This window comes from Flavobacterium sp. AC105, from assembly GCF_979258495.1.
Genome location: NZ_OZ409860.1, coordinates 2,014,537 through 2,036,498, shown reverse-complemented (window position 1 = coordinate 2,036,498; position 21,962 = coordinate 2,014,537). Strand labels below are relative to the sequence as shown.

Below are 21,962 nucleotides of genomic sequence, written 5' to 3'. Positions count from 1 at the left end.
ATATGTATTATATAGATCCACACATTCATATGGTTTCCAGAACCACTGATGATTATCAGGCTATGCGCGCCGCAGGTATTGTGGCAGTTATCGAACCGGCTTTTTGGCTTGGTCAGGCACGAACAGAAGCTTCTTCTTTCAAAGATTATTTCAGCACTTTGGTGGGTTGGGAAAGATTCAGGGCTTCACAATTCGGAATTAAACATTATTGCACTATTGGTTTAAATTCAAAAGAAGCAAACAACGAAGCTTTGGCAGAAAAAGTAATGGACTTATTGCCTCTATTTGCTGCAAAAGAAGGAGTTGTGGCTATTGGTGAGATTGGTTATGATGATCAGACTCCGGCTGAGGATAAATACTTTAGATTGCAAATTGAACTTGCGCTAAAATTTAATTTGCCTGTAATGGTTCATACGCCACACAGGGATAAAAAAAACGGAACCATCAGAAGCATGGATGTGTTAGAAGAACACGGAATTGCTCCTCACATGGTAGTTATCGATCACAATAACGAAGAAACTGCCAAACAGGTTCTTGATAGAGGATATTGGGCCGCTTTTACGATTTATCCCAATACCAAAATGGGCAATGAGCGTATGGTTGAAGTGGTAAAACAATATGGTTCTGAGCATATTATTGTAGACAGTTCTGCAGATTGGGGCGTAAGTGATCCTTTATCTGTTCCGAAAACCGCTGCTTTAATGCTTGAAAAAGGAATTTCTAAAGAAGACGTTCATTTAACATGCTATAAAAATGCTTTAACAGCTTATTCTCAAAGTGGGCAAATGAACGAAGACGATTGGAAAAATGAAATGGTCATTAAACAAGATTCTTTGTTTGAAGGAAGCAGCGTGCTAAGAGGTCAGGAATCTAAAGAGATTGTATATCCTAATATTATTATAGAAAACTAATGTCCGGCAAACCTTTTTATTTAGTAACCTTAATGCGTCCTGCAAATATCATTACTGCTATGACGGATATTCTGGCTGGTATTGCGATTTCGGGAGTTTTGGTTTTTAATAATAACAGCGGTCATTTTATACTTGATTTGCTGTTATTGCTGTTCTCGACAATTGGATTATATGGAGGGGGAATTGTGTTTAATGATATTTTTGATTTGAAGTCAGATACAATAAACCGTCCTGAAAGAGTACTTCCCAGAGGTTTAGTTAGCAAAAAAGAAGCCATTTTACTGGGAGTTGTATTATTGGCAGCAGGCGTTGGACTGGCTTTTATTGTCTCTTTTCTGAGTGGTATTTTAGCTTTTGCAATTAGTATTTTAGCGCTTAGTTATGATAAAATAAGCAAACATTATCCTGTTGCAGGGCCTTTAAATATGGGCCTTTGCCGCGGAGGAAATCTGCTTTTAGGAATGAGTATCAGTAACGATGCCGTTTTTAATTACTGGTACATTGGCATTATCCCTATTTTATTTATTGCCGCCATTACACTTACTGCCAAAAAAGAAGCATCGGGAAATAATAAATCGGCTATACTTATTGCCTTGGTTTTAGATGCCATAGTCGTATTGCTATTTTTATATGTGGGTTATTTATTGAATTTTAAATTTTGGTTTTTATTGCCTTTTCTTCTTTTTTGGTACGTAATAAATTTTTTCGCAAAATACAAAGCCTTCATTTATAATCAGCCCGACTTTATTCAAAAAGCAGTAAAAACAGGGGTTTTGTCTTTAATTCCGCTTAATGCGAGTTACGTTGCAGGTTCAGCAGGATTGTTTTATGCGCTATTTGTGCTGGCTTTATTGCCATTATCCATTTTATTATCCAAAAAATTCGCCGTTACATAATTATATCTCATAAAAATGAAACACCAATATATACTTCAGCAAAATTTTCAGGTCGCATTTAATTATGATATTATTTTTAGCCGTTCCTTATTTGATGTCGACAATTCATCACTTATAGAGGTGATTAAAAAAGAGCCCAGTTTTCAGCAGCCCAAAGTAACAATTGTGATTGATAAAGGCGTTGTCGATTCTACGAAGCACTTTATTTCAAAGGTTATCCATTATTTTAATCATCATCAATTTGGAATTACCGAAACCAATATACTTGTCGTTCAGGGCGGTGAAGCGGTTAAGAATAATCCGGATGATGTCGAAGAAGTATTACAATTAATAAACAATAACAAGATCGACAGGCATTCTTTTCTTATAGCAATTGGTGGAGGTGCTGTACTCGATGCGGTGGGATATGCTGCAGCAATTGCACATCGTGGTGTCCGTTTGATTCGCATACCTACGACGGTTTTATCTCAAAACGATTCTGGTGTGGGGGTGAAAAACAGCATGAATTATTTTGGTAAAAAAAACTTTCTGGGCACATTTGCTCCGCCTTATGCCGTACTTAATGATTCTGATTTTTTAACTACTTTAAGCGAGCGCAACTGGCGTTCCGGTATATCCGAAGCTATAAAAGTCGCACTTATTAAAGATGCTGCATTTTTTGATTGGATAGAAAACAATGTACAAGGATTAAATAATAGGGATGTTTCGGTTATGGAAACCCTAATTATTCGTTGTGCGGCTTTACACACGGATCATATTTCTAAAAAAGGAGATCCGTTTGAGAAAGGTTCTTCCCGTCCTTTAGATTTTGGACATTGGGCAGCACACAAAATGGAGCAGCTTACGAACTATGAAATTACACACGGAGAAGCTGTCGCAATAGGAATATCGCTCGATGTTACATATTCCTTTTTAATCCATAAAATTGATAAAAACAGTCTGGAACGAATTCTAAAATGTTTCCTGAGCCTTGGTTTTGCTATAACGCATCCTATTTTAGATACTCATTTTGAGGAAATTATAAAAGGTCTGGATGAATTTAGGGAACATCTTGGAGGTCAGCTTACAATTATGCTGTTAAGCGCTATTGGTACAGGCGAAGAAGTACACGCTCTTGATAATAAAGTCATTGCTGAATCTATTGAATATCTACATTCCTTTTGCCAATTAAATACTGAATTATGCTAGTAGGTCAAAATAGTCATTTAAGTTATTGTACCAATATTCACGCAGGCGAATCCTGGGAAGCTGTTTTTAAAAGTATCCAAACCTATTGTATTCCTCTTAAAAAGAAAGTATCACCAAACGCGCCTTTTGGTATTGGTTTGCGTCTTTCATACCAGGCTGCTGTTGAACTGGAATCAGATGATAATTTGTTGCAATTCAAAGATTGGCTTTCACAAAATGAACTGTATGTTTTTACTATAAATGGATTCCCATATGGAAATTTTCATAATGAGCCTGTAAAAGATAAAGTGCATTTACCGGACTGGACAAGTCACGACCGATTAAATTATACGCAGTTACTTTTTACTATTCTGGCTCAACTCTTACCAGCTGGCATAGAGGGCGGAATTTCGACCTCTCCACTTTCCTATAAACATTGGTACAAAACTGAGGAAAGTCTTATTGAGGCTAAACAAATAGCGACAAGACAATTGGCAGTTGTAGTTGTTCAGTTAGTAAAAACGTACGAATATGAAGGGAAAATGATGCATCTTGATCTTGAACCCGAACCAGATGGTATAATTGAAAATAGTGATGAATATATTGCTTTTTTTGAAGATTATTTATTTCAGGAAGGTGCTTCTTTAGTAGCTTCATTTCTTTCTTGTAATCTTGAGGAAGCAAAAGAACATATCCGTAATCATATACAACTTTGTTATGATGTTTGTCATTTTGCAATAGGGTATGAAAATAGCGAAGAAGTAATTGAGAAAATGGAAAAGCATGGCTTAAAAATTGGAAAATTACAAATTAGTGCAGCCCTTAAATGTGTTTCTTCTGCTAATGTATCTATTGATGAACTGCAAAAATGCCTGCGCACATTTGATGAACCTACTTATTTGCATCAGGCAGTAATTAAAATCGTTGATGGGGAATTACTGAAATTTAATGATTTAAATAAAGGTATTGAAGCAATGAAAAACGAGAGTTTTAAAGAGCTTCGTACACATTTTCATGTACCCATATTTATTGAAGATTACCAATTATTACAATCTACCCAAAATGACATTATTACTATTTTGGAAAGTTGGCTTAAAAATGAATTTACACAGCATCTGGAAATAGAAACCTATACCTGGCAAGTACTGCCGCTTCATTTACAAACAGATTTAACTGAATCTATTGAAAGGGAATTAAAATGGGTTATTGAAAGATTAACAGGCAATTTGAATGTTAATTCAAAGAAGAAAACTGCAGCTATTGCAAAATAAGAACACAGATCTACTAATACCAAAACAATGCAACAAACCGTCGTTATTAATGTTGTAGGACTTACAACTACTTTGCTTCAAAATCCGGATCTCTTTTTGAACCAATGGCTAAAAAAGAATGGAAAATTGAGTATCATTGAACCTGTACTTCCTGCCCTCACCTGTTCTGCCCAAACTACTTATCTAACCGGAAAATGGCCTTCGGAACATGGTATTGTTGGGAATGGATGGTACGACAGAACTGATGCCGAAGTAAAAATGTGGAAACAATCGAACAGGTTAATACAAACTCCAAGAATATGGGATTTAGCCAAAAAGATTGATTCAAAATTTACTTGTGCCAATATGTTTTGGTGGTATAATATGTATTCTGATGCCGATTTTACGGTAACACCACGTCCGCAATATTGGGCTGATGGAGTGAAAAAACCGGATTCTTATTCAAAACCGGCTAATTTAAGAGATCGTTTACAAGAGCAATTAGGGATTTTTCCGCTCTTTGATTTTTGGGGACCAAAAACAACAATCCGTTCCAGTGAATGGATTGCCAAAGCATCAAAACTGGTTTATGAATGGCACAATCCTACACTAACGTTAATTTATCTTCCACATTTAGATTATTGCTGTCAAAAATTCGAACCGAATTCGCCCGAAATTGATAAAGATGTAAAAGACATCGATAAAGTATGCAAAGATTTAATCGAATATTTTGAAGATAAGAGTGTAGAAGTTATTGTTTTATCTGAATATGGAATTACCAAGGTGACTAATCCAATACATATCAACAGATTTTTACGCACGAATGGTTATTTGCAAATTAGGGAAGAAAAAGCACTGGAATTATTGGATACTGGCGAGTGTCGTGCTTTTGCGCTCGCAGATCACCAGATAGCACACATCTATGTAAAAGACAAAAATGATATTCCTGAACTCAAAAAATTACTTGAAAAAATACCAGGAGTAGCAGAAGTATTGGATGATACCGGAAAAATTGAGCATCACCTTAATCACGAGCGTTCAGGAGATCTTGTACTCGTGGCAGAAGAAAATAGCTGGTTTACCTATTATTACTGGCTGGATGATAACAAAGCACCCGACTTTGCGCGAACGGTAGAAATTCATAAAAAAACAGGTTATGATCCTGCAGAATTATTTTTAGACCCCAAAAAGAAATTTATTTTACCACGCATTATTTTTAAATTAATTAGAAAAAAACTCGGATTTCGTACGCTCATGAACGTGATTCCGCTTGATGCTAAATTGGTTAACGGTTCACATGGCTGCATTCCGGAAAAAGAGGAAGATAAACCCGTATTTATCAGTAAAAAAAATCTTCCTGAGAAAATAGAAAGCAACTCGATATGTAAATATATATTGGATAGTGTCTTTAAAAATTTATAAAAGCCTACACTTATTGATTACTATGTACCAATAAAAAGATAGTAGGGTTAAATTCAAAAAGCCCCCTTTTATAAAAAAGAGGGCTTTATATTTAAAAATTTTAACGCCAACCCAACTCCGGGGCAATATATTTTAATATAGAAGAGAGTATATGTACATTGTATTCAACACCCAACGTATTCGGTATTGTAAGCAACAGCGTATCTGCTTCCTGAATAGCTTCATCCTCGGCCAGTTCTGCGATGAGCTTATCCGGCTCAGCGGCATAACTTTTTCCGAAGATTGCCCGCTTATCAGTTTCTATATTACCAAAACTATCTGAGCCTTTGCCTTGATTTCCAAAGTAGTATTTGTCCTGATCGTTGACTAGTGCAAAAATAGAACGGCTTACTGAAACTCGTGCTTCGTGTTTATGCCCCGCTTTTTTCCAGGCTTCCTTATACAGCCTTATTTGTTCAGCCTGTTGAATATGAAAAGGTTTACCGTTTTCGTCATACTTTAAGGTAGAACTTTGCAGATGCATTCCGTTTTCAGCCGCCCAAATAGCAGTCGCATTCGATGCAGCTCCCCACCAAATTCGTTCCCGCAATCCTTCAGAATGTGGTTCAAGGCGCAATAAACCTGGCGGATTTGGAAACATAGGATACGGATTTGGCTCCGCAAATCCCACACCGTTTAATCTTTCTAAAAATTCCAAAGCTTTTTTGCGTCCCATATCAGCATCCGTTTCGCCCTCCTCAGGTTTATACCCAAAAGACCGCCAGCCATCAATTACCTGTTCCGGCGATCCCCTGCTGATTCCTAATTGTAAACGTCCTCCAGAAATTAAGTCTGCAGCACCGGCATCTTCCACCATATACAATGGGTTTTCATACCGCATATCGATAACTCCCGTTCCAATTTCTATTTTGCTGGTTTTAGCACCAATCGCTGAAAGCAAAGGAAAAGGAGATGCGAGCTGTGCTGCAAAATGATGAACCCGGAAATAAGCGCCGTCTAAGCCTATTTCTTCTGCAGCAACCGCCAAATCGATAGACTGAAGCAGTGTATCACTTGCCGTACGCGCTTTATAGGAAGGATGATTGGCCCAATGCCCAAACGATAAAAATCCTATTTTCTTCATAGATAGCATTATTATAATTTATAGTATCAAATATACGCATCATTATCGATTGAATCTCTGGTCATGTATACAAGTATGTATCATTTATTAAAGATTTAACTTTTATAATAATTCAAAAAATCCATCAAAATCAAAATACATTTTAAGGAGTTTATATACAATAAAATCAAATAATTCTGTAAAAGACATGCCCATTAGATTGTTTAAATTTAATGTAAGATACAGAGAACGTGGACTTTCTTTAAAAAGATAAAGTTAGTCCTTTAAAACATTAAAAATGGAAGACATCTTTTTTAAAGACTGGAAAAGTATAGGCCATGTTGCCATTGCTACGATTATAGCATTTGTTACATTATTTTTCTTCGTCAGGATTTCCGGAAAACGTACTCTGGCAAAACTGAATGCCTTTGATTTTGTTGTTACTGTAGCTCTGGGATCGACCCTATCGTATATGATGCTGGCGATAGTTCCTATACTGGAAGGTGCTATTGTATTGTTGCTTATTATTCTGTTACAATACATTTTTGCATGGACGGCCCGTTCCTCAAAGAAAATAGAAAAACTTATAAACGCAGTGCCTAGTTTGATCTTTTATGATGGAGAATTTATTGAGCATGCTATGGCAAAACAAGCTATAACGAAAGGTGAAATTTTTTCGACTATTAGAAAATCCGGCATTGACCAAATAGAGGACGTAAAAGCAGTTGTTATGGAACTGAACGGGGAAATTTCTATAGTACGAAAATCTAAAGGCAGCGGCACAAGTTCATTAGATGACATTGAAATTTTCAAAATTTAAATATTTGCATTAAAATAAAATACATCAAATAGCAACTTCATTATTCAATAAATTATGTGCTTATCTAAAATTATAATTTATGGCCTTAACAACCTGTCAGATTAAAAATACAAATATTACATGGATTGATCTGCTGGATCCAACGGAGGAAGAAGTACAAAAAGTCAGCAGCGAGTATCATTTAAACTCCTATACTCTGCTCGATTCACTCGATCCCGATCATCTGCCCAAATATGAGGAGCATAACGACACGCATTTTCTTATCATACGTTTGTTGCATGATGAAAAACAGAAACTGCCAACCATACAAAGCCTGAGCAGCAAAATTGCTGTGTTTTTCAATGATACTTTCATTATAACGGTTCATCGCTCTACTCAATCTTTAATAGAGGAAGTTCGTGAAAATTTTGTGAACAGCGGAAAAATAAAATCCACAACCGGAATAGCCATCCATATTGTACGCGCTGCCCTGCATACTTATGAAGCGCCTGCAATTGATCTTTCTAATGAAATTGATTTTTATGAATCAAAACTGTTTTTGAGAAAAAATATACCAGCCAATATGATTGAAGGAATTTATTATCTTAAAAATAAGGCCGGCCTTTATAAAAAACTGCTGCTGCTGACCAATGAAGTTGTAAACTCGGTTCACGCAGAAGGAGAACAGCGTCCAGCACTTCGTGATGTACGGGATTTGCACACGAAACTAGTGTTACTTTACGATCAGGTGCAGGATGATGCGAACAATCTGCTCAATATTTATCTTTCCCTTTCTGCACAGAAAACAAATGATGTGATGAAATTGCTTACCGTTTTTTCTGTGTTTTTCATGCCTCTTACCTTTATTGTGGGCGTTTATGGTATGAATTTTAAATATATGCCTGAACTTGAGTCTCCACTAGGTTATCCCATAACGCTTATCGTAATGTTGGTTATCTGCTTTATTATTTTTTTCTGGTTCAAAAGAAAAAAGTGGCTGTAATGACCTGAATTTTATAATTTCTCTGCCAAAATATATAACAAAATAGAACAGCTGTTTTATGAAATTTGTTTAGTTCAGCGACAAGCCTGAGGATGTAATTAACCAAAAAGATAAAGACATGAGTACGAATATGAAATTTAATAAAGGACAGCACGTACATCAGGAATTTGGCGGGCCGATTATGAAGGTAATAGGTTTTGAGCCAGATCTGATAGAAAATATTATTACCCAATGGGAAGATGAACAAGGAACAGTTATAACCGGAAAATTTATGGATTCTGTTCTGGTTCCTGCCGATGAATCATAGTTATGATTATTCACATACTTCTTTTTAATGAATTTGAAACAATAAAATCGCATTACAATATATTGAACATTTAATATGAATACCACAACGACGCCTTTACCAACATTTTATTCCTATCAGGAAAAGGATATTAATGCGATTTTTGAGCAGATTGAAAATACGCCCAAACTCAAACTTTTATACCAGCTGCCGACTGGCGGAGGCAAAACGATTGTATTTTCAGAAATAACCAGAAGGTTTATCGAAGAATCTGACAAAACTGTAATGATTCTCACCCATCGAAAGGAATTGGCCCGACAAACTGCTTCTTCATTAAAAAAAATAGGTGTACAAAGCTGCATGATTAACAGTACAAGCGGCAATTTTAAATCGGGATGCAAATGTTACGTTGCCATGGTGGAAACATTACGCAACAGAATAAAAGCAAAAAAAATCAGGACAAGTGATGTAGGATTGGTCATAATCGACGAGGCACATCATAACTCGTTCAATAAACTTTTGGGCAATTTTAAAAATGCTATCGTGATTGGTGTGACCGCTACTCCGTTCAGTTCTGATATTTCCAAGCCCATAAATAAACATTATAAATCACTAATTATAGGCAAAGATATTGCCTCGCTTATTGCAGAGGGTTTTCTTGCCCGTCCTGAGTCTTTTGTTTATGAAGTAGAACTGAATTCTCTGAAAACCGGCATCCATGGTGATTATACAGTAAGTTCTTCTAATGAACTTTATAGTTCGGCACCCATGTTAGAACTTTTGTTGACAGCCTACAGAGAAAATTCCGCAAATCAGAAGACCTTAATATTTAATAATGGGATTGATGCCTCGCTTAAGGTTTTGGAAACTTTTTCTGCAGCAGGAATCCCGGTAAAACACCTTGATAATAAAACCACTAATACGGATCGCAGGGAAATTCTCCAGTGGTTTAAAAAGACAAAAGATGCCGTATTAACTTCTGTTTCTATACTTACTACAGGATTTGACGAACCATCTGTAAGGAACATCATCCTGAACAGGGCTACAACATCGGTAACACTTTATCATCAGATGGTTGGGCGCGGTTCAAGAAAACTTCCTTCAAAAAAATCATTCAAAATTATAGATCTGGGCAATAATATCCAGCGCTTTGGAGAATGGCAGCAGCCCGTAGACTGGAAATTTGCTTTCGAAAATCCGGAGGATTTTGCCCAACAGCTCAATTATCAGGCAAACGGACATTCTTCTTCGGTGCAATCCCATGCTATTTCAGCAGAATTGCGTGCAAAATTCCCCAACACTCTTGAAATGACCTTTGATATCGAAGGATATTTTGAAGAAGCCATTGCTACGGATGAAAAACCAAAAACTGTAATCCGTGAATCCATTCGCCAGCAGGCAAAAATGTGCCTGGACAATGCCGAAACCCTTACACAGGCTGTTGCTCTCGCCGAAGCACTTCAGCCAGAAATAGAATGGCGTGTCAAACAGTATGTAAAATGTCTTGAAAATGCCAGTAAAAATTACAAAGAATGGCTGATGGAAGATTATCAAAACCGTCTTAAAGGACTCATTATAAAACTCTATCCCAAGCAACATCAAGTAACGATCTAACCCAAATTCACTTTCGGAGGGAGTCCGCATAACCGATATTTTTTCTATTCGATCAAACGCGTTTTTGCTTTCGGCTTCTTCCTCTGATAAATGTTTAATAAAAACGTTTTCAATCCAAAAAAAACTTTTAGGATTGAAAACAAGAATACTATTTATTTACTGAATAAAAGGATAATCGGTGTATCCTCTTGCTTCGCCGCCGCCAAATAAAGTATGATTATCTGAAATTTTATTTAAGTTCAGATTTTGTTTTACTCTGGCAGGATAATCCGGATTAGTTAAAAAATGTCGACCAAAACCAACCAAATCAACTAAATTTTCTTCCAGTAATTTTTCAGCTTCTTCAGGAGTTTTATTACCTGTGGCAATAATGGTATTTTTAAAATTAGCTCTAAGTGCTATTCTAAAATCTATTGGAATTTGTGGCGCATCATCCCAATCTGCTTCACAAAGATGAATATACGATATATCAAGTTTCGACAGCTCTTTAGCTGCCAGCATTATAGTCTGCAATATTTCAGGATCATTCATGTCTTTAAAGCTTATAAAAGGAGAAAGCCGTACTCCGGTTTTTTCTTTTCCGACTGCATTGGCTACTGCTTCTGAAATTTCAAGTAGTAAACGAATTCTATTTTCTTTAGTTCCGCCATATTCATCCGTTCTTATATTGCTATTGCTTCTTAAAAACTGATCAATCAAATACCCATTTGCGCCGTGAATTTCAACACCATCAAAACCGGCTTCGATCGCATTTTTTGCACCTTGTACAAACTCTTTAATTACAAGGTCGATATCGGTTTTATCCATTTCTTTTGGTTCTTCAACCGGAACAAAAGTGGCATCACCGTTTGGAGCGCCGTCAAAAATGTAAACACTTGTATTTTGAGCTATTAATGCAGAAGGTGCAATGGGCTGTAATCCGTTTACTTTTGAACTGCTTACTCTGCCTACATGCCATAACTGCAAAAATATTTTGCTCCCATTTTGATGTACAGCATCTGTTATTAATTTCCAGCCTTCTATTTGCTGCTGACTGTAAATTCCGGGTGTTTTAGCATATCCTTTCCCTTGCTGCGAAATCTGGGCTGCTTCTGTAATTATAATACCCGCCGTACTTCGCTGCGCATAATATTCGGCCATTAAGGCATTTGGAATATCGCCCGGCTGTGAAGCTCTCGAACGTGTCATAGGAGCCATTAAAAAGCGGTTTTCTAAAACATGGCCACTTAAATTGTATTGCTGAAATAGTTTTTGATACTTCATCTTAATTGTAATTTTAATACGTAAATAGTTTTTATTTTTTATTTAAAAATCAAATAGTTAACTGATTTTTACCTCATCATTCGCGTATGATGCTCTTATCCTGATAAGCCATTTGGGCAATTTCGTCTTTTCGTTTAAAACTTACTCCCTTATGTTTTTGAATATAACTAATGATTTCTGTAGCGGCGGCAACCATTTGTGGTGTGCCTCCTATCCGATCGTGAAAGCTTATGGACATTTGCCTGCGCTTTTTTTCCGACTCTTTGTAAAGCTGGTCGAATTCCATAATAACCTGACGCACAAACTGATCTGCACTGAAATTTTTTCCTTCTATCAATACAATATCATTACAGCGAATTGTATAGGGAACTACTGCAAAATCATTTCCTTTTACTTTTAATAAAAAAGGTTCGTCACGGCTTAAGTCGTCAATATGATACTTAAAACCAAGTTCCTGCAGAATTTCCAGTGTATTTGGACCGCGTCTTAACCAATTTGCATTATAACCCACAGGTTCAAAACCGGTTATTTTTTTAATAGCATCTGCTCCGTCTTTGATGAACTTTTTTTCTGTTTCATACGGCATAGAATATTCTGTTGCCCAGTCCATACCGTGAGCAGCAGCTTCGTGTCCTCTTTGTACAATTTCCTTTGCCAGTTCCGGATTTTTCAATACTGCGGATCCCACCATATGTGAGGTAACTTTGATTCCGAATTTATCCCAATTGTCGAGCATTCTGGGAATTCCTTCCTTATACCCATATTGATACCAGGTTTCACCCGGAAGATCTACAAATCCTTTTTGCATGTTTTGCGGAAAAGGACTCTCTGAATTTACAGGCTGTCCGCCCGCTTCAAACTGCATCGATACTGATACCACCAAACGAGATCCGTCAGCCCATTTGGTATCAGGATTTTCATTATGGGTTAATTGATCTGTTTTTAGATTGCTTGCTGATAATGTGCTTATTGGCATAAAGCCTGCAAGACCAGCCAGACCTGCTTGTTTAATAAATGTTCTTCTATCTTTCATGTCTGTTGATTTATTTAAGTGCTTTTTCAATAATGAGTGTTTCTTCATACAGTGAAAATTTGCTTATCAGGTTATTTTCTACAGTTATATGAATTGCAAGAGGCATTTTAAAATGCTTTCCGTTTTTTTTCACCGTTCTTTCGACAAAACCAAAAACGGCTACTTCATTTCCTCGCAATAAAAAAGATTGTGCCTCGAGTTTTTCACTTCCATCAACAAAATAACTAAAGAGTGTTTTGAATAATGCTGAAATTTCTTCTCTATTAGAACGATGTCCCGTCCATGGCATATATTTGGATTCAAATATGTACCAATCTACTTTTTCTGAAACCATTGAAGAAATCTTTTCCGGGTCTTTCGCTCCAATATATCCAAAGAACTTCTCTACCGTTTCTTTCGTTTTGATTTCTTCATCAGAATATACTTGTGCTTGTGTTGAAAAACTAATCAACAGCATTACTGTTATTAATTTTATAGTTTTCATTTTTGATAACATCATTTCTGTTTTCATAATAATAGTGTTTAATTATCTGATTTGCTTTAGAGCTAAAAATTAAGCTGCATGGTTATTCCTGTAAAGAATATATTTTTACCCGTTCCGGAAGCTTTTATATAATCTTCGGCTTTAAACCAGGTGGCTTCAAGTCGAAAGTATAAATATTGATTAGGCTGCCAGACAATTTCGCTTTCCAGCTGATTCCCAATTTTCTTTTCGGTTGTGGTATCTCCCGGATAAATCAATGTGGTGTTTGGCGCGTAAATTCCATCATAGCTGCTGTATCTCCAAAACATATCATAATCGATAACCCAATCAATATTTTTAGATAATTCAAGACTCAGCGAAGGATGAAAATCAACAAGATTCGATGGTCCAATTACGGATGCCAAACCAAAATAAGCACCTCTTGGAAAAAGCGGATTAAAAGTCTGCAGTTCAGTATCGCCCACTTTTTTGTCTCCGCTAATAACTTCAGCCTTAAAGCCAATTTCAGGATGGAATTTTATTTCGGTTAGGCGATATCCCATATTTAAGGATGCAGTCCAGGCTTTTATGTTTTTTGAAGCAAAATCGCCAAACTGATAAAGTGTTTCGCCATCATAGCGCCAGTTCCCGGATTTCCCCCAAATCCGGGTTCCAACAGAATGACGGTTTTCTTTTCCTGATCCGTCATTAAATGTTGCTTTGGATCTTTGGTAACCTAAATAATAAACATCAATATTTTTAATAACCGGGACTTTATTAAATACAAAATAACTGCCCCAAAATTGCTTGTCTTTATTCGAATCGTCATCAAAAATTCCGTTATGGGCAACCACATATTTGCTATAGAAAAAATCAGCCGAAACATTACTTTTTGAAGCCATTAGTTTAATTCCGTCAAACGACTGGCGATTGTTTGGTCCGTCCCTCACGGCAACCAAACGCTGGGATCCATAAGAAAGTTCCTGTCTTCCGGCTCTTAAAACAAGTTTTTTATTGCTTTCATTTATAAAATTAAAATCGGCGAAAGCCTGATGCACTTCAAACGGATTCTGATCTACGGGACTCGGATCGATCCTTCCGTCAGCGAGACTGCTTTGTGTTTGTACAAATACCCTAAAATATTTGCCGGCATGAAAATCAGCATGAAATAAATACCTTGATAAAACGTAGCCGTCATTATCCTGAGGACCATCGCCCCAGTTTTCATTTCTGGCATAGAAATATTGAAATCTCGCACTTCCCCCAAAACTGATATAAGTATTTTTAGAAGACGAAAGCGGTAAGAATTTCATGGTTTTATACCAGTTATTCGTAACCGTATCGTTTTTTAATGCGCTATAATTTTCATCAAATCGAAGTGATTTAAAATCCGGATAGTTTTGCGCTAATCCGGATAATGAAATCAATAAAACCAGTAACATCATCGTATTTTTCATAAAACAATTTTTGGAGTCTTTACCAGTTTTAATCCTATTATTTAGTACCATTTTGTTTGATATCCTTATAGGCATTAGGAAGGTTAAAATTGAAATGAAGCCAGTTAAAAAGCTCATATCCCTTATCAAACTCTTTCATGGTTACACTTGCTTTGGTTTCTTCTAAAGTTAGCCCTTTTTTTACGGCATTTTCTACATTTGTTTTCAAAGCATCAACATAATCAATCGTGTATTTTATTCCTGCTTTATTTGTAATTCGGCCATGACCCGGAACAACAATATCCTTATCGCCAATCATATTATAAATTTTGTTGAGGTTGTTAACTGGCTCCAGAAAATACCCGTCAAACAGCCACGGAATTGTTGGACTTTCGGCAATAAAAGGATTTCCGGCCCATAAAACATTTCCTGAAGGCGATTTTAAATACACGAAAAGATCTGCCGGAGATTGTGCTGTTCCAACATCAATTATCTCAACGATATTTCCTTTTCCCATATCAACTTTCATGTTCTGATTAATCGCAATTGTGATGTCAGCCGGACGGTAAACACTTTCTTCGATTCCTCTTCCTGCACCAAAAAGCATAATCATAAACTTTTTGATATTATCGTAGTTTTTAGAAAGGTTTTCTTTGCAGAATTCATTCTGAATGATAATGGTTTCTTTTGGAAGTAAATAATTTCCAAAACAGTGATCGCCGTGATCGCTGGTGTTTATCGCATATATTATTGGCTTTTGTGTTACCGATCTGATTAGTTTATAAAGCTGGTCATAAAGTCTTTTGCTCAACATGGTTTCGATAAGCAAAACGCCTTTGTCGCCTACAATAAATCCTGCCGAAGTTGCCTGTGCAATCCCTTTTGTCGTTTCGGTTTCTGCCGTAGAAGGAGAAACTGCGTACACGTTCTCAGAGATTTTATGCAATTTTAAAGTGACTTTATTGGCATCCCAGATTGGTACGTGATCGGGCATTGGAAATTGTGCATAAGCCGTTGTATTCATTAATAAACACAACGCAAATATTGCAAATCCTGACATTAATTTTTGAATTTTCATGATTTGAATTTTATAGGTTTAAAAAATATTTTTTATTGTTTTATTTGATAGCCACCAAAATATTTTATTGGCGACCATTCTGGAATTATAGGAGCAATCCCGGGATCAAGAGTTTTGAAATCACCGTTTCCGTAAACTACTTTTCCGTTTACAATGGTCAGATCCGACTCGATATTTCGAACTTTATCTGCAGCGGCAGCGAAATAATCATCTGATAAAATCGACATATCGGCATACATTCCTTTTATCAATTTTCCTTTCTCTTTTTCTTCGCCTGAGAACCATGCACTTCCTGAAGTATACAATTTCAGGGCAGTAAATTTGTCCAGAACCTGATCTTTTGGCCAGAATTGCATACCGCCCAATGTTTTTCCTGTAAGAAGCCAATGCATGGCCATCCACGGATTATAGGTTGATATTCTGGTAGCGTCAGTTCCCATTCCCACAGGGATTCCCATTTCTAGCATCTTTTTAATTGGAGGCAATTGCGTTTTCGGCAATCCATACATTTTTTCGTATAATTCTCCCTGAAAATACATTCTGAATTGTACCGCAATTCCGCCATTAAGTGCTTTTACCCTTTCTAATTCCTGAGGCGTAATCGTTTCGGCATGATCAAAAAACCAGCGTAATCCGTTAAACGGAATTTCTTTATTTACTTTCTCAAAAACATTCAGCATTCGGTCGATAGATTCTCCATAAGTAGCATGCAGTCGAAATGGCCATTTGTTTTTAACCAGCAAACGAATAACAGGTTCCAGATCTTTTTCCATATCATCTGAAAGGACAATTCTCGGCTCTAGAAAATTCTCGAAATCTGCAGCCGAAGCCACAATATTTTCTCCGGCACCTTCTTCGGTATAACCATTTGCAACCAAAAGATTATCGTTTTTATTGATCATAGTTTCAGCAACCCATTTTTCATAATCCTGAAGTTCTCTTCCTTTCTGCTGTGCAAAAAGATAATAGGAAATTCTAAGATTCAGTTTTCCCTGTTTCGCCAATTCCATCGAAGTTGAATAGTCAGACGGGAAATTCTGTGATCCTCCCGCAGCGTCAATAACACTTGTTAATCCAAATCGGTTTAGTTCCCGATTAAACTGTAGCGAACTGTTGATTCTTTCCTCCGGAGTCAGTTTTGTGGTTAATCCCAATGTGGTATAAATCGCTTTTGGCGTTTCTTTTGCAAACATCAATCCGGTTAGGTTTCCGTTTTTATCCTGCTCCAAAACACTGCCTTCGTAATGCGTATCTTTGGTATAGCCCAAAACTTCGATTCCTTTTTTATTCAAAAAAGCCTTGCCGTACAAATAGGTTATAAAAACAGGTTTATCAGGAACTGCAGCGTTTATCTCATCGATTGTAGGCTGCCTTTTTTCTTCAAAACCAAATTCATTCCAACCGCCAATAACTTTTATCCAAACGCCCGGTGGCGTTCTGGCTGCTTGTTCTTTAAGCATTTCCATGGCTCTTTTTAAGGTTTTTACACCATCCCAACGCAATTCTGAATTGTAATTTAGTCCTTCGCGAATAACATGCATGTGACTGTCATTTAATCCCGGAATTATCGTTTTTCCTTTTGCGTCGATAACTTTCGTTGACGTGGTTTTATAGGTTTCCAAAATACTTTTGGATGTTCCCTTTGCAAGAATAATTCCGTCTTTAATCGCCAGCGCCTGAACAAATTCTCCGGCTTTTTGCATCGTGGCAATTTTTCCGTTATAAAGAATCAAATCTGCTTTTTCCTGGGAATGCATGAACAGACCAAAGAAAAATAATAGTATTAAGAATATTCGTTTCATCGTATTTGATTTAGTTGTATGCTAATTTGCAATCTTAATTTCACTACTGATTTTAACCCGTGGGCGTACTATTAAACACATAGAAACATAGAATTTATAATCTTAAAAAAAGTAAATCAAAAAGAACTAGTTTCTTAACCCATAGCTATGGCTATGTTTGTTAATACAAGTGAAACGTCTTTTTTTGAGTTCAATAATTTCTATGTTTCTATCTGTTAAAAATTATACGCAATGGATTAATTTATTTGTTTTATTTGGCAAGGAAAAAAGCCAGTAAATCTTTTTGAACCTGCGCTGTATTTTCCTGAACCAGCCAGTGTCCTGAACCTGCAATTTTTGATTCGGTTACATTTTCAGCCACTAATTTGGAATGATCTTTCAGGAAAGCAGCAGCAAAATATTCTCCGCCCATTGCAAGCAAAGGCATTTTTAGTTTTGTTTTCATGAAAATCAAGTTGTCTTTTCCGTCCTGAGGGAAATTTCCAAACCATTTAAAACTTGATTTTGCACCATCTTTAACGGCATAAGCCCTAACAAATTCAGCCGTTTCTTCAGCTGTAAAAGGATCTTTTACGTGTCCTACCATTGGCCAGAAATTAGTCAAAAACTCTTTTTCTTTTCCTTTAACAATATCTCCGGAAGCTGGCCATGCAAAAAATCCAAACCACCATGCCGAAGCCGAAACTTGTGACCAAACTGGTTCAACTCCAGGCAACAAAGCATCCATCAACGCAAGTTTTTTTACTTCGCTTCCGTATTGTGCAGCGTATGCGTAAGCTACCATAAGGCCAATGTCATGTCCGGCAAGATTGATATTGTTGTAGCCTAATTTTTTTACCAATTCATGAATATCCGTTGCCATTGTTTTTTTGTCATAACCGGATTCTGGTTTACCCGATTCCCCAACACCTCTTAAATCCGGAGCGATTACCGTAAAATGTTTTGAAAGTTCAGGAAGCAGACGGTTCCACATATACCAGTTTTGTCCAAAACCATGAACCAAAACCAAAGGATCTCCTTGTCCGCCAATTACGTAATGAATTTTTACTCCATTTACTTCTGCATAAGCATGTTTAAAATTAGCAGGCGGATTCGCCGGTGCGGTTTGAGACGTTTCTGAAGATGCAGCTGGTGTTGTTGCTGTTGCAGTAGTTTCTTCTGTTTTTTTATTGCAGGATATTAAAACCAGTATTAAAAGTGCGAAGGTTAAAAATTGGGCTGTTTTACTTTTAAAGTTTAAAAAAGCGGTGTTCAATAAATTTGTTTTCATAATTTGAAATTTTAATTGGTTATTAAATAATTGGTTATTATAAATTTTGCGCAGGCAGTTTTACTATCCAATCTTGTACAAAGACTGCAATTTCCTGCCAGCCGGGCTGATTTAAAACAAAGTGGTTTCTTTCTGGAAAAACCTTGAAATCTGTGATAGAATTTTTATGCGTATATTTTTTGTAGTTGGAATAATTAAGCGACTCCGGAATAGTATGATCCGTTGATCCAGCGATTAACAGCAATGGCTTATGAGGAGCGTGAAAATCTACTTTTGCAGCCGAAGTAATGGTGTCACGAACGATTAATTTAGATTCAGGAATAACATAGTCGCAGTATGCTTTTTCCTGCCATTCTACAGGTAATCCGTTAGTAAATGAATACTGCCACTGGCTAAAATTCATTAAGAAGGTTTTTTTTGTGGAAGTAAAAAAACCAAGCGGCCCCCAGCCGGCTTTTAAAAATGAAAATTTGAAGGTCATAATTCCCTGAGGAGGAACTGAATGTATGGCAATTGCAGCCGACGCCAAATTGCGCTGCAAAAGTATCTGCGCTATAAGTCCGCCAATAGAATGGCCAATTATAATAGGCTTTTGAGGTAAATTTTTTGCAATATTCTCAAAATGATCTATTAACTGGGTTAATCGCAGCCCGGCAAGCTGCGGGTCCGGATGACGGGAGCGTAAAACATCTACGGGAGCATCTTTGTAAGGCCATGCCGGCGCCAGAGTTTTAAAGCCTTTGCTCTCAAAAAAGACTTTCCATTCATTCCAGCATTTATTACTGACAAATGCTCCTGTAATAAAAAGAATCGTTGTAGGGTTTTCAGTTAGCATAATTACCTGTTTAGTGTTATGCCAAAGAATAAACTAAAACCGAACCTTATTTTTAATTACTTGATTTTCAAATATTTAAAAATAATAAAGATTTTATAAAAACTATATTTCGTTATAAAACGAAAATAAAACAACGTAATATCGTTTTTAGTTAATTGTTGATTGTTAATTGTTGATTGTTAATTGTTAATTGTAAATGGTGAAATGTAATTGTAAATTGTAAATTGTTAAATGTAAATCTGAAATCCTGTAGTGATTTCTGAAATGTACTTTATAATAGTGAAATGGAAAATGTAAGGCGCGTTGACAAAGTAAGTATGCGTAACAACATCTTCACAATTAACAATTTACATTTCCACAATTAAAAATTAAAAATTAACAATTAAAAATGACTTCTCTTTATACCCAATTTTTGCATTCTGGAAGCCAGTGTTGTTGGTGGAAGTCCTAATATTTCAGATGCACCTCCGGCACCTCTGATTCTTCCGTTGCATTTTTCAAGTACATTGATAATATGTTCTCTTTCATTTTCCTGAATGGTTTTAAAATACCATTCATTTGACGTGTTATTTATTTTAGTTTCTTCAAAAGCCGGAAGCGGAATATGCTCAATGGTATCTGTTTTTGCCAAAAGAATGCTTCTTTCGATCAGATTTTCAAGTTCACGGATATTTCCCGGCCATTGATAGGATAAAAGACTTTTTAAAGCGTTTTCTGATATTTCGGTTACATTTTTTCCCGTTTTAGCGCTATAGACAGCAATAAAATGACGGGCAAGAAGTCCGATATCTTCTTTGCGTTCGCGTAATGGAGGCAGCTGAATAGGAAATACATTTAACCTGTAATATAAATCTAGCCTAAAACGGCCATCGGCAACTTCTTTTTCCAGATTACAGTTGGTGGCGGCAATAATTCGGACATTTACTTTTATGGAAAGATTTCCTCCAACGCGTTCAATTTCTTTTTCCTGAATCGCCCGCAGCAGTTTTGCCTGCATTTCTAATGGCATATCACCAATTTCATCCAGAAATAAAGTACCATTGTCTGCTTGTTCAAATTTACCAATTCGTCTTTCTGCTGCGCCGGTAAAAGATCCTTTTTCATGTCCGAATAATTCAGATTCAATCAGGCTTGGCGGCAGCGCAGAACAGTTGATTTTAACAAATGGTTCATTTTTTCTATTCGAAAGTTCCTTAATACTATGGGCTATACTTTCTTTTCCGGTACCGCTTTCTCCGGTAATTAAAACAGTTGTATCAGCTGGCGCAACTTGCAAAATATGATCGAATATTTTTAGCAGCGCCGGGCTTTTTCCTACGATCGATTCAAAACCTGATATTTTTACATTTTTTGCTGCAACAGGATTTGCAGAAGAAGTATTTTTTTTGTCTAATTTTTTGTCATGACTAATGAGATTTTCAATCGCATAAATCAAAGGTTCCTGAAGTCTTTCGCAAAGCGTTAAATGGTTTTTGTTATAATTGTCTGACTGTCTGCTGAAAAAAGACAAATATAATCCGCCATTTTCGCTGAGTGATAAAGGTACGGGCAGCATTAAATTGGACTTCATATTCATTGAATTTGCGATCATCTTTTTGATGGGGGTTTTATCGCATATTTTTATAAAATCCTGATCATTATAGAATGTGGCTTCGTTTTCAAGCTTACTTTTGTTTCGTAAATCATTTATTTCAGACTGTTTTAAGGCAGTTATATTCTGTAATTCTTCAATTCCTATTCGCTGATATTCGTGTAAACCTGTTCTCGCATATCCCAGAACTTTGCTGGATAATTGATTGTCTATAAAAAAAATAGCCATTACAAGATCAAAAGAAATAAGAGACTGCAGGGCAGTAATAATATTAAGAACCCTATCGTCCCAACTGCCGCTTTTTGTTACTATTGTTTTTAATTGTTTCTGAAACAAAAGTTCTTTTCTAATAGAAGATTCAATTCCGTGCTGCTGATGATATTCTGCAATTTCAATTGTTATTAATAAATCTTTTTCTCTAAAAGGTTTTACCAAAAAGCCGTGAGGATGCGTCAATTTAGCTTTGCTGAGCACTTCTTCATTAGAATTGGCAGAAAGATAAATAAACGGAATATTATCTTCTTTCAGTTTTTCGGCAAGATCAATGCCGGTTTCTTTCCCCGAAAGGAAAATATCCAGAAGAACCAATTCCGGTTTTTCCTGGGCAATATAATATTTAGCATCAGGTACCGAGCGTGCCATTCCGATAATAGAATGACCTGCTTTTTTCAGCATTAATCGTAAATGATTTGCCTCGACAAACTGATCTTCAACAATGAGAATTTTTAGTGGTTTTGCCAT

The 21,962-nt window shown here is 36.4% G+C and carries 19 protein-coding genes; 9 read left to right on the top strand and 10 right to left on the bottom strand.

The genetic code is table 11. From position 1 onward, the window contains the following. The first annotated feature begins 2 nt into the window (after positions 1-2). The 5 genes from ACZ0AH_RS08935 to ACZ0AH_RS08915 are packed head-to-tail and all read left to right on the top strand — an operon-like array spanning position 3 to position 5,646. Positions 3-911: a TatD family hydrolase gene (locus ACZ0AH_RS08935; RefSeq protein ID WP_463475450.1), complete on the top strand. Its 909-nt coding sequence runs from the start codon at positions 3-5 to the stop codon at positions 909-911. Beyond that, the gene (eboC, locus tag ACZ0AH_RS08930; RefSeq protein ID WP_463475449.1) at positions 911-1,807 is read left to right on the top strand and encodes a UbiA-like protein EboC; all 897 of its coding nucleotides are present in this window, start codon (positions 911-913) and stop codon (positions 1,805-1,807) included. Before ACZ0AH_RS08935 ends, eboC begins: the two co-directional genes overlap by 1 nt. Positions 1,808-1,822: 15 nt before the next feature. Then, complete coding sequence (locus ACZ0AH_RS08925; RefSeq protein WP_463475448.1) at positions 1,823-2,995, top strand: 3-dehydroquinate synthase; 1,173 nt, start codon at positions 1,823-1,825, stop codon at positions 2,993-2,995. Next, a complete protein-coding gene (eboE, locus tag ACZ0AH_RS08920; protein ID WP_463475447.1) occupies positions 2,989-4,245 on the top strand; it encodes a metabolite traffic protein EboE in 1,257 nt (418 codons plus the stop codon). Before ACZ0AH_RS08925 ends, eboE begins: the two co-directional genes overlap by 7 nt. A gap of 27 nt (positions 4,246-4,272) precedes the next feature. Further along, positions 4,273-5,646 (top strand): nucleotide pyrophosphatase/phosphodiesterase family protein, encoded by a 1,374-nt coding sequence (locus tag ACZ0AH_RS08915; RefSeq protein ID WP_463475446.1) that lies wholly within the window; start codon positions 4,273-4,275, stop codon positions 5,644-5,646. Between the two features lie 100 nt (positions 5,647-5,746). Here the strand turns inward: ACZ0AH_RS08915 and ACZ0AH_RS08910 are convergent, their stop codons facing one another. Then, a complete protein-coding gene (locus ACZ0AH_RS08910; protein WP_463475445.1) occupies positions 5,747-6,769 on the bottom strand; it encodes an LLM class flavin-dependent oxidoreductase in 1,023 nt (340 codons plus the stop codon). A 277-nt stretch (positions 6,770-7,046) separates the two neighbouring features. Between ACZ0AH_RS08910 and ACZ0AH_RS08905 the strand changes: the two genes are divergently transcribed. From ACZ0AH_RS08905 to ACZ0AH_RS08890, 4 genes are all read left to right on the top strand, one after another. After that, positions 7,047-7,568 carry a DUF421 domain-containing protein gene (locus ACZ0AH_RS08905; RefSeq protein WP_463475444.1) on the top strand — a complete coding sequence of 174 codons (522 nt, stop codon included), beginning with the start codon at positions 7,047-7,049 and terminating at the stop codon, positions 7,566-7,568. 79 nt (positions 7,569-7,647) lie between these two features. After that, on the top strand, positions 7,648-8,550 hold the full coding sequence (locus ACZ0AH_RS08900) for a magnesium transporter CorA family protein (RefSeq protein ID WP_463475443.1): 903 nt from the start codon (positions 7,648-7,650) through the stop codon (positions 8,548-8,550). A gap of 118 nt (positions 8,551-8,668) precedes the next feature. Beyond that, a complete protein-coding gene (locus tag ACZ0AH_RS08895; RefSeq protein ID WP_463475442.1) occupies positions 8,669-8,857 on the top strand; it encodes a hypothetical protein in 189 nt (62 codons plus the stop codon). A 75-nt stretch (positions 8,858-8,932) separates the two neighbouring features. Beyond that, positions 8,933-10,450: a DEAD/DEAH box helicase gene (locus tag ACZ0AH_RS08890; RefSeq protein ID WP_463475441.1), complete on the top strand. Its 1,518-nt coding sequence runs from the start codon at positions 8,933-8,935 to the stop codon at positions 10,448-10,450. 156 nt (positions 10,451-10,606) lie between these two features. Here the strand turns inward: ACZ0AH_RS08890 and ACZ0AH_RS08885 are convergent, their stop codons facing one another. From ACZ0AH_RS08885 to ACZ0AH_RS08845, 9 genes are all read right to left on the bottom strand, one after another. Next, on the bottom strand, positions 10,607-11,713 hold the full coding sequence (locus tag ACZ0AH_RS08885) for an alkene reductase (RefSeq protein ID WP_463475440.1): 1,107 nt from the start codon (positions 11,711-11,713) through the stop codon (positions 10,607-10,609). 76 nt (positions 11,714-11,789) lie between these two features. Continuing rightward, entirely contained in the window at positions 11,790-12,746 is a 957-nt protein-coding gene (locus ACZ0AH_RS08880; RefSeq protein ID WP_463475439.1) for a polysaccharide deacetylase family protein, read from the bottom strand. 10 nt (positions 12,747-12,756) lie between these two features. Next, positions 12,757-13,257, bottom strand: coding sequence for a nuclear transport factor 2 family protein (locus tag ACZ0AH_RS08875; protein ID WP_463475438.1), 501 nt, complete (start codon positions 13,255-13,257; stop codon positions 12,757-12,759). A 35-nt stretch (positions 13,258-13,292) separates the two neighbouring features. Further along, positions 13,293-14,666, bottom strand: coding sequence for an alginate export family protein (locus ACZ0AH_RS08870; protein ID WP_463475437.1), 1,374 nt, complete (start codon positions 14,664-14,666; stop codon positions 13,293-13,295). A 37-nt stretch (positions 14,667-14,703) separates the two neighbouring features. Continuing rightward, positions 14,704-15,723: an MBL fold metallo-hydrolase gene (locus ACZ0AH_RS08865; protein ID WP_463475436.1), complete on the bottom strand. Its 1,020-nt coding sequence runs from the start codon at positions 15,721-15,723 to the stop codon at positions 14,704-14,706. 32 nt (positions 15,724-15,755) lie between these two features. Then, entirely contained in the window at positions 15,756-17,525 is a 1,770-nt protein-coding gene (locus ACZ0AH_RS08860; RefSeq protein WP_463475435.1) for an amidohydrolase, read from the bottom strand. A gap of 250 nt (positions 17,526-17,775) precedes the next feature. Beyond that, complete coding sequence (locus ACZ0AH_RS08855) at positions 17,776-18,795, bottom strand: alpha/beta fold hydrolase (protein WP_463475434.1); 1,020 nt, start codon at positions 18,793-18,795, stop codon at positions 17,776-17,778. 37 nt (positions 18,796-18,832) lie between these two features. Next, on the bottom strand, positions 18,833-19,630 hold the full coding sequence (locus ACZ0AH_RS08850; protein ID WP_463475433.1) for an alpha/beta hydrolase: 798 nt from the start codon (positions 19,628-19,630) through the stop codon (positions 18,833-18,835). Positions 19,631-20,012: 382 nt separating this feature from the next. Continuing rightward, the gene (locus ACZ0AH_RS08845; RefSeq protein WP_463475432.1) at positions 20,013-21,962 is read right to left on the bottom strand and encodes a sigma 54-interacting transcriptional regulator; all 1,950 of its coding nucleotides are present in this window, start codon (positions 21,960-21,962) and stop codon (positions 20,013-20,015) included.

Bases quoted from the DNA above. Each gene is read 5' to 3' on its own strand.
- ACZ0AH_RS08935 (WP_463475450.1), top strand. From the start codon at position 3: ATGTATTATATAGATCCACACATTCATATGGTTTCCAGAACCACTGAT.
- eboC (WP_463475449.1), top strand. From the start codon at position 911: ATGTCCGGCAAACCTTTTTATTTAGTAACCTTAATGCGTCCTGCAAAT.
- ACZ0AH_RS08925 (WP_463475448.1), top strand. From the start codon at position 1,823: ATGAAACACCAATATATACTTCAGCAAAATTTTCAGGTCGCATTTAAT.
- eboE (WP_463475447.1), top strand. From the start codon at position 2,989: ATGCTAGTAGGTCAAAATAGTCATTTAAGTTATTGTACCAATATTCAC.
- ACZ0AH_RS08915 (WP_463475446.1), top strand. From the start codon at position 4,273: ATGCAACAAACCGTCGTTATTAATGTTGTAGGACTTACAACTACTTTG.
- ACZ0AH_RS08910 (WP_463475445.1), bottom strand. From the start codon at position 6,769: ATGAAGAAAATAGGATTTTTATCGTTTGGGCATTGGGCCAATCATCCT.
- ACZ0AH_RS08905 (WP_463475444.1), top strand. From the start codon at position 7,047: ATGGAAGACATCTTTTTTAAAGACTGGAAAAGTATAGGCCATGTTGCC.
- ACZ0AH_RS08900 (WP_463475443.1), top strand. From the start codon at position 7,648: ATGGCCTTAACAACCTGTCAGATTAAAAATACAAATATTACATGGATT.
- ACZ0AH_RS08895 (WP_463475442.1), top strand. From the start codon at position 8,669: ATGAGTACGAATATGAAATTTAATAAAGGACAGCACGTACATCAGGAA.
- ACZ0AH_RS08890 (WP_463475441.1), top strand. From the start codon at position 8,933: ATGAATACCACAACGACGCCTTTACCAACATTTTATTCCTATCAGGAA.
- ACZ0AH_RS08885 (WP_463475440.1), bottom strand. From the start codon at position 11,713: ATGAAGTATCAAAAACTATTTCAGCAATACAATTTAAGTGGCCATGTT.
- ACZ0AH_RS08880 (WP_463475439.1), bottom strand. From the start codon at position 12,746: ATGAAAGATAGAAGAACATTTATTAAACAAGCAGGTCTGGCTGGTCTT.
- ACZ0AH_RS08875 (WP_463475438.1), bottom strand. From the start codon at position 13,257: ATGAAAACAGAAATGATGTTATCAAAAATGAAAACTATAAAATTAATA.
- ACZ0AH_RS08870 (WP_463475437.1), bottom strand. From the start codon at position 14,666: ATGAAAAATACGATGATGTTACTGGTTTTATTGATTTCATTATCCGGA.
- ACZ0AH_RS08865 (WP_463475436.1), bottom strand. From the start codon at position 15,723: ATGAAAATTCAAAAATTAATGTCAGGATTTGCAATATTTGCGTTGTGT.
- ACZ0AH_RS08860 (WP_463475435.1), bottom strand. From the start codon at position 17,525: ATGAAACGAATATTCTTAATACTATTATTTTTCTTTGGTCTGTTCATG.
- ACZ0AH_RS08855 (WP_463475434.1), bottom strand. From the start codon at position 18,795: ATGAAAACAAATTTATTGAACACCGCTTTTTTAAACTTTAAAAGTAAA.
- ACZ0AH_RS08850 (WP_463475433.1), bottom strand. From the start codon at position 19,630: ATGCTAACTGAAAACCCTACAACGATTCTTTTTATTACAGGAGCATTT.
- ACZ0AH_RS08845 (WP_463475432.1), bottom strand. From the start codon at position 21,962: ATGGCAAAACCACTAAAAATTCTCATTGTTGAAGATCAGTTTGTCGAG.